Here is a 4,870-nt window from a genome sequence, read left to right as displayed (position 1 = left end):
GTCGAGACCAACACGGTGCCATCGAGAGCGGAGGTGACCGTGTTGGTCTCGACACGCTCGCTGGCGCTCGCGGCTCGACCGACGGGAGCGGAGGCTCGACCGACGGGAGTCGGGGTCGGGGCGGAGTCGCCGGTCACCACGATGAGGGAGAAGTACGGCACGGAGGACGGGTCGACGTCGGCCACCGGAAGCCAGCGCTCCTCGGGCTGCGAGGCACGCTCGACGTACCAGGCACCCTCGAGCCGCCCGGCAGCCGCGAGCGCGGAACGGACCGCGGGGAAGGTCCGGCCGAGCTTCATGATGATCGCCGCCTCGGTGTCGGCCAGCCGACGGGCGAGCTCGGGCTCGGGCAGCGTTCCCGGCAGGACCGTGAGCACGTCGGTCTGGCGCACCAGCGGGGTGGAGACCGCGGCGGTGGCTGCTGCGAAGGCGGGCACGCCCGGCACGACGGAGGTCTCGTAGACCTCCTTGAACCGGTCGTGGAGATACATCGAGGAGCCGTAGAAGAGCGGGTCGCCCTCGGCGAGCAGGACGACGTCGCGGCCGGCGTCGAGGTGAGCGGAGAGTCGGACCGCGCAGGACTCGTAGAACTCGGCCATCGCCCCGACATAGCCGCCCGGGTGCGAGGTGGTCCCGGTGGTGACCGGGTAGCGCAGCTCCTCCTCGATCGCCTCCGCCGGGATCAGCGAGGACGCGATCCGGCGGGCGTGCGACTGCTTGCGCACCCCGGCGTGGTAGGCGACCACAGGTGCCGCGCCGATCAGCCGGGCGGCCTTGAGGGTGATCAGCTCGGGGTCGCCCGGGCCGATCCCGACGACGGTGAAGCTCCCACGGATCGGAGTGCTCATTCCTGCTCCTGGGCGAGTGCGTTGAGGGCGGAGGAGGTCATCGCGGAGCCGCCACGACGACCCCGGACGGTGACGAAGGGGATGTCGATCCCGTGATCGGCGGCGAACGAGGCGAGCGCCTCCTTGGACTCGGCCGCGCCGATGAAGCCGACCGGACAGCCGACGATCGCGGCCGGCCGCGGGCCGCCGTCGAGGATCATCTCGAGCAGATGGAAGAGCGCCGTCGGGGCGTTGCCGATGGCGACCACCGCACCCTCGAGGTAGGGCTCCCACAGGGACAGCGCGGCGGCGGTGCGGGTCGTCCCCCACATCCGGGCCAGCTCCGGGACCCGGTCGTCACCGAGCATGCAGAGCACCTCGTTGGCACGCGGGAGCCGGCTGCGCGTGACCCCGGTCGCGACCATCGTCGCGTCGCACAGGATCGGCGCCCCGGCCTCCAGGGCACTCCGCGCGGCCTTCACCAGGCCGGGGTGGATGACCAGGTCGGCGGCGAGGTCGACCTGCCCGCTGCCGTGGATCATCCGCACCGCGAGCCGCTCGGCGTCGGCCGGGACCGCGGAGAGGTCGGCCTCGCGCCGGATGGTCGCGAAGGAGTCGACGTAGATCGCCGGACCCTGGTCGATGTAGTCGTAGCGCCGGGTCGGACGGACCTGCGGCGAGGGCACGAGTACGCCGCGCCACGGCGTCACCACGAGAGCCGGCGCCCGCTCGGCCAGCGCCGTGACCGCCGCCCGGTCCAGGGTCCCCTCGGCAAAGCCGACGTGCTCGCCGCCGGGCACCTCACCGAACCCGAGCTCCGTGGCCGGCGCCGGCACCCGGGCGTCGGCTGCGACCGGCTCGACCATCGGTGCGTCGAGCTCGGCGACATGCCAGGGCGCGGACGGCCCCTCGCCGCGTACGTCCAGGAAGCGGGCAGCGAGCGAGACCAACCGGTAGGCGGCCTCGGCGAGCGGCACGACCGGCCCCCACGAGTCACCGACCCGGAGCTGACCCTCAGCCGCGGAGAGCGCCACCACGCCCAGGTCGCACTCCCGTGAGACCAGGTCGCCGCGGCCGTCGTCGAGCACGAAGAGGAACCGCCCCGGCAGCGCGGCCAGACGGGGCGAGGCGCACAGCAGCCTGTCCAGCGACGCCGCGACGCCGCGCAGGTCGGCCCGTCCCCCGGCGAGCCCGGTCTGCGGGGAGACCATCACGTTGCGTACGAGCTCATGGGTCTGCGCCGGCACCAGACCGGTCGCCTTCAGCGCGGTGAGCACCTCACCCGGGAGCGCGCCGTCGACGGAGGGCAGGCCGCGCACCTGCAGGTTGGCGCGGCCGGTGAGATGGATCCGTCCGTCGCCGTAGGTCTCCGCCACGGAGATCAGCGAGAGCAGCGCGGCGGAGGAGACGGACCCGCCGATCAGCCGCAGCCGCACCAGCAGGCCGTCCTCGGCCGCCCACGGACGACCGACTCCGGGGCACCGGTCGGTTCGGACTCGCGACATCAGGACACCTGCTCTGCGTCATGTGCCCTTGCGCGGGGCACGTGGTGACCTGGCGGCGGATGCCGCCAGAGCCAGCAGGTCTTCGGACTCGGAATCGATCGGAGCGGAGCGCCTTCCCGGAGCCAGGCTCCAGTGACTGCCCTCCTCGGAAGGAGTGCGTGCCCCGCCCGTCATCCTCACCGCTGCGCGTCAGTCCCGGACTTTCACCGGGTTCCCTGACCCCATCAGGCATGGAGTACGACTGGCAGGGCGAGACTACCCACTTGCGGACACGGCACCGAATTGCTCGCCCTCCGGCCGCCGGTTGTGCCAGGGTTCGCCTACTCGGAACCTCCCGGCGCCACCCCACAGATGGAGTCCCCCGTGACAGGCTCGGTTCATCGGCAGCTGCTCGTTCTCGCGCCCATCTCGGCGCTCGCACTCAGCCTGACGGCCTGCGCCACGACCTCGGAGTCGAAGGTCTCGATCGGTCTGGTGGTGCCGACCTCCGGCGTCCACAAGTCGATCGGCACCGACATGTCCCGGGGCTTCGACCTCTACCTCGACCAGCACGGCGGGAAGCTGGGCGGCCGGCTGATCGACGTCGTCGAGGCCGACGAGGGCGACCGGACCGAGATCGGCGTCGCCGCGGTGACCAGGCTGATCCAGGACGACGAGGTCCAGGCGGTCGTCGGGGTGGTGAGCTCGGAGACGGCGCTGGCGGCCAAGGACGTGGCGATCAACAGCGAGACGCCGCTGATCGTGACCGGCGCCGGTGCCGACGGGTTCGCCGACGGGTCCGACTACCTGTGGCGTACGTCCTCGACCAACACGGACCTGGGCAGCGCGCTCGGGAAGGCGGTCGCCCAGGGGACCGACCGGGGCTCGGCGTACGTCATCGGCTCCGACGACGCGACCGGTCATGAGTTCTCCGACAGCTTCATGATCGCCCTCGAGGCGTCCGGCAGCACCGTGGCGGGTCAGAGCTACACCCCGGCGGGGGTGACCGAGGAGTGGTCGGGTCTCTTCGACAAGGTGAAGGAGTCGGGCGCGGACGCGATCTTCGCCGCCTATGCCGGGAAGGAGGCGGAGGCGTTCGTGACGCAGTACCGCGAGTCGGGTCTGGCCAAGCGCATCCGGCTCTACGGCCCGGGGTTCCTCACCGAGGGCGACGTGCTGTCCGCGCTGGGCGGCGCGGCATCCGGCGTGCGGACCGCGCTGCACTACAGCGACACGATGGACTCGCTGATGAACGACGCCTTCGTGAAGGACTACCGCAAGGCGTACGACGCCACCCCGACGGTCTACTCGGTGCAGGCCTACGACGCCGCGGCCGCGCTCGACAAGGCGCTCGGCCTCTCCGACGACGTCAACCGCAATGAGGTCGCCGACTCCCTCGGGTCGGTCGGCACCATCGTCAGCCCCCGCGGGAACTGGTCCTTCGACCCCAACCACAACCCCGACCAGCCCTACTTCCTGCGGGTGGTCAGGGGCACTGCCGCCGGCCCCCGCAACGTGGTCCTGCAGGAGATCACCTCACCGGGCAGCTGACTCCGACCGCAGCTCGGCCCGGGTCGCGGCCAGCTCCTCGCGTACGGCGGTGAGGTCCTCGCGCAACGAGGTGAGGATGGCCATCATCTCGGCGTCGGACTCCTCCTCGTGCTCGGCGAGAGTCTCGACGCTCTCCATGCCGGAGACGACCACGGCGAGGAAGAGATTGAGGACCGCGAAGGTCATCACCAGGATGAAGACGACGAAGAAGATCCAGGCGGAGGGGTCCTCGGCCATCACCTCGCGGGCGATGTCGGGCCAGGCCTCCCCGGTCATGGTCTGGAACAGCGTGAACGCACTGGTGCCGAGGTCGCCGAAGTACTCCGGAGCGATCGAGCCGTAGAGGTTGGTCGAGATGACCACCGCGACGTACATCATCAGCCCCAGCAGCCCAGCGACCGCGCCCATCCCCGGCACCGCTTTGATCAGGCCGTCGACGACGCGACGCATGGACGGGACCGAGTTGACCAGGCGCAGCACGCGCAGGATCCGCAGCGCCCGCAGCACCGACATCGGTCCGGTCGCGGGCACCAGCGCGATCGCGACGATCACGGTGTCGAAGATGTTCCACGGGTCGAGGAAGAACCTGGGGCCGTACGCCACCAGCCGCAGCACCAGCTCGACGACGAAGACCCCGAGGAGCACGCTGTCGAGCAGCGCCAGCTCGTGGGCGAGATGTTCGGGGACCATCGTCTCCACGCCGAGGACCACCGCGTTGAGGATGATCACCCCGATGATCACCTTCTGGAACGTGTCGTCATCGACCAGCGCGCGGATCCGCCCGCGCACCGAGATGTTGCCCGAACCCATCGGCGTCATGTCCTCCCGTGAAACAGCCACCCGTGACAGCGGCCGGAGCCTATCGGCTGGGTCGCCCCACCCTCACAGACGCCCCGCTCCCCCGCTGGTCGAGCCGCTCCCCCGCTGGTCGAGCCGCCGGAGCCGCTAGGCGGAGGCGTGTCGAGACCAACACGGTCCCCGGTCGCGCTCGATGGGACCGTGTTGGTC

Annotated in this window: 4 protein-coding genes, 1 pseudogene and 1 riboswitch; of the genes and pseudogenes, 1 reads left to right on the top strand and 4 read right to left on the bottom strand. The window is 71.1% G+C overall.

All coding sequences use genetic code 11. The features are described 5' to 3' along the window. The 3 genes and pseudogenes from ACFU7D_RS28665 to ACFU7D_RS28655 all read right to left on the bottom strand — a co-directional run. Window positions 1-848: precorrin-2 C(20)-methyltransferase (locus ACFU7D_RS28665; protein WP_378873657.1), on the bottom strand; the 848-nt coding region annotated here is incomplete at its 3' end. Continuing rightward, window positions 845-1,513, bottom strand: coding sequence for a precorrin-8X methylmutase (locus tag ACFU7D_RS28660; protein ID WP_378873659.1), 669 nt, complete (start codon window positions 1,511-1,513; stop codon window positions 845-847). The genes ACFU7D_RS28660 and ACFU7D_RS28665, both read right to left, overlap by 4 nt. 630 nt (window positions 1,514-2,143) lie before the next feature. Then, a pseudogene (locus ACFU7D_RS28655) lies at window positions 2,144-2,332 on the bottom strand (nitrite reductase); the annotation flags it as partial. Between the two features lie 55 nt (window positions 2,333-2,387). Beyond that, window positions 2,388-2,593: riboswitch (cobalamin riboswitch) on the bottom strand. Window positions 2,594-2,695: 102 nt separating this feature from the next. On the opposite strand from ACFU7D_RS28655, the gene ACFU7D_RS28650 reads away from it, so the two are divergent. Further along, window positions 2,696-3,862, top strand: a complete 1,167-nt coding sequence (locus ACFU7D_RS28650; RefSeq protein ID WP_378873655.1) for an ABC transporter substrate-binding protein — start codon at window positions 2,696-2,698, stop codon at window positions 3,860-3,862. On the opposite strand, the gene ACFU7D_RS28645 is transcribed toward ACFU7D_RS28650, so the two are convergent. Continuing rightward, window positions 3,848-4,702, bottom strand: coding sequence for an ion transporter (locus ACFU7D_RS28645; protein ID WP_378873653.1), 855 nt, complete (start codon window positions 4,700-4,702; stop codon window positions 3,848-3,850). The genes ACFU7D_RS28650 and ACFU7D_RS28645 overlap by 15 nt on opposite strands. Window positions 4,703-4,870: the final 168 nt, after the last annotated feature.

The sequence above is a fragment of the Nocardioides sp. NPDC057577 genome, assembly GCF_042801335.1.
GTDB lineage: Bacteria > Actinomycetota > Actinomycetes > Propionibacteriales > Nocardioidaceae > Nocardioides.
This window is presented reverse-complemented; position numbering and strand designations above follow the sequence as displayed.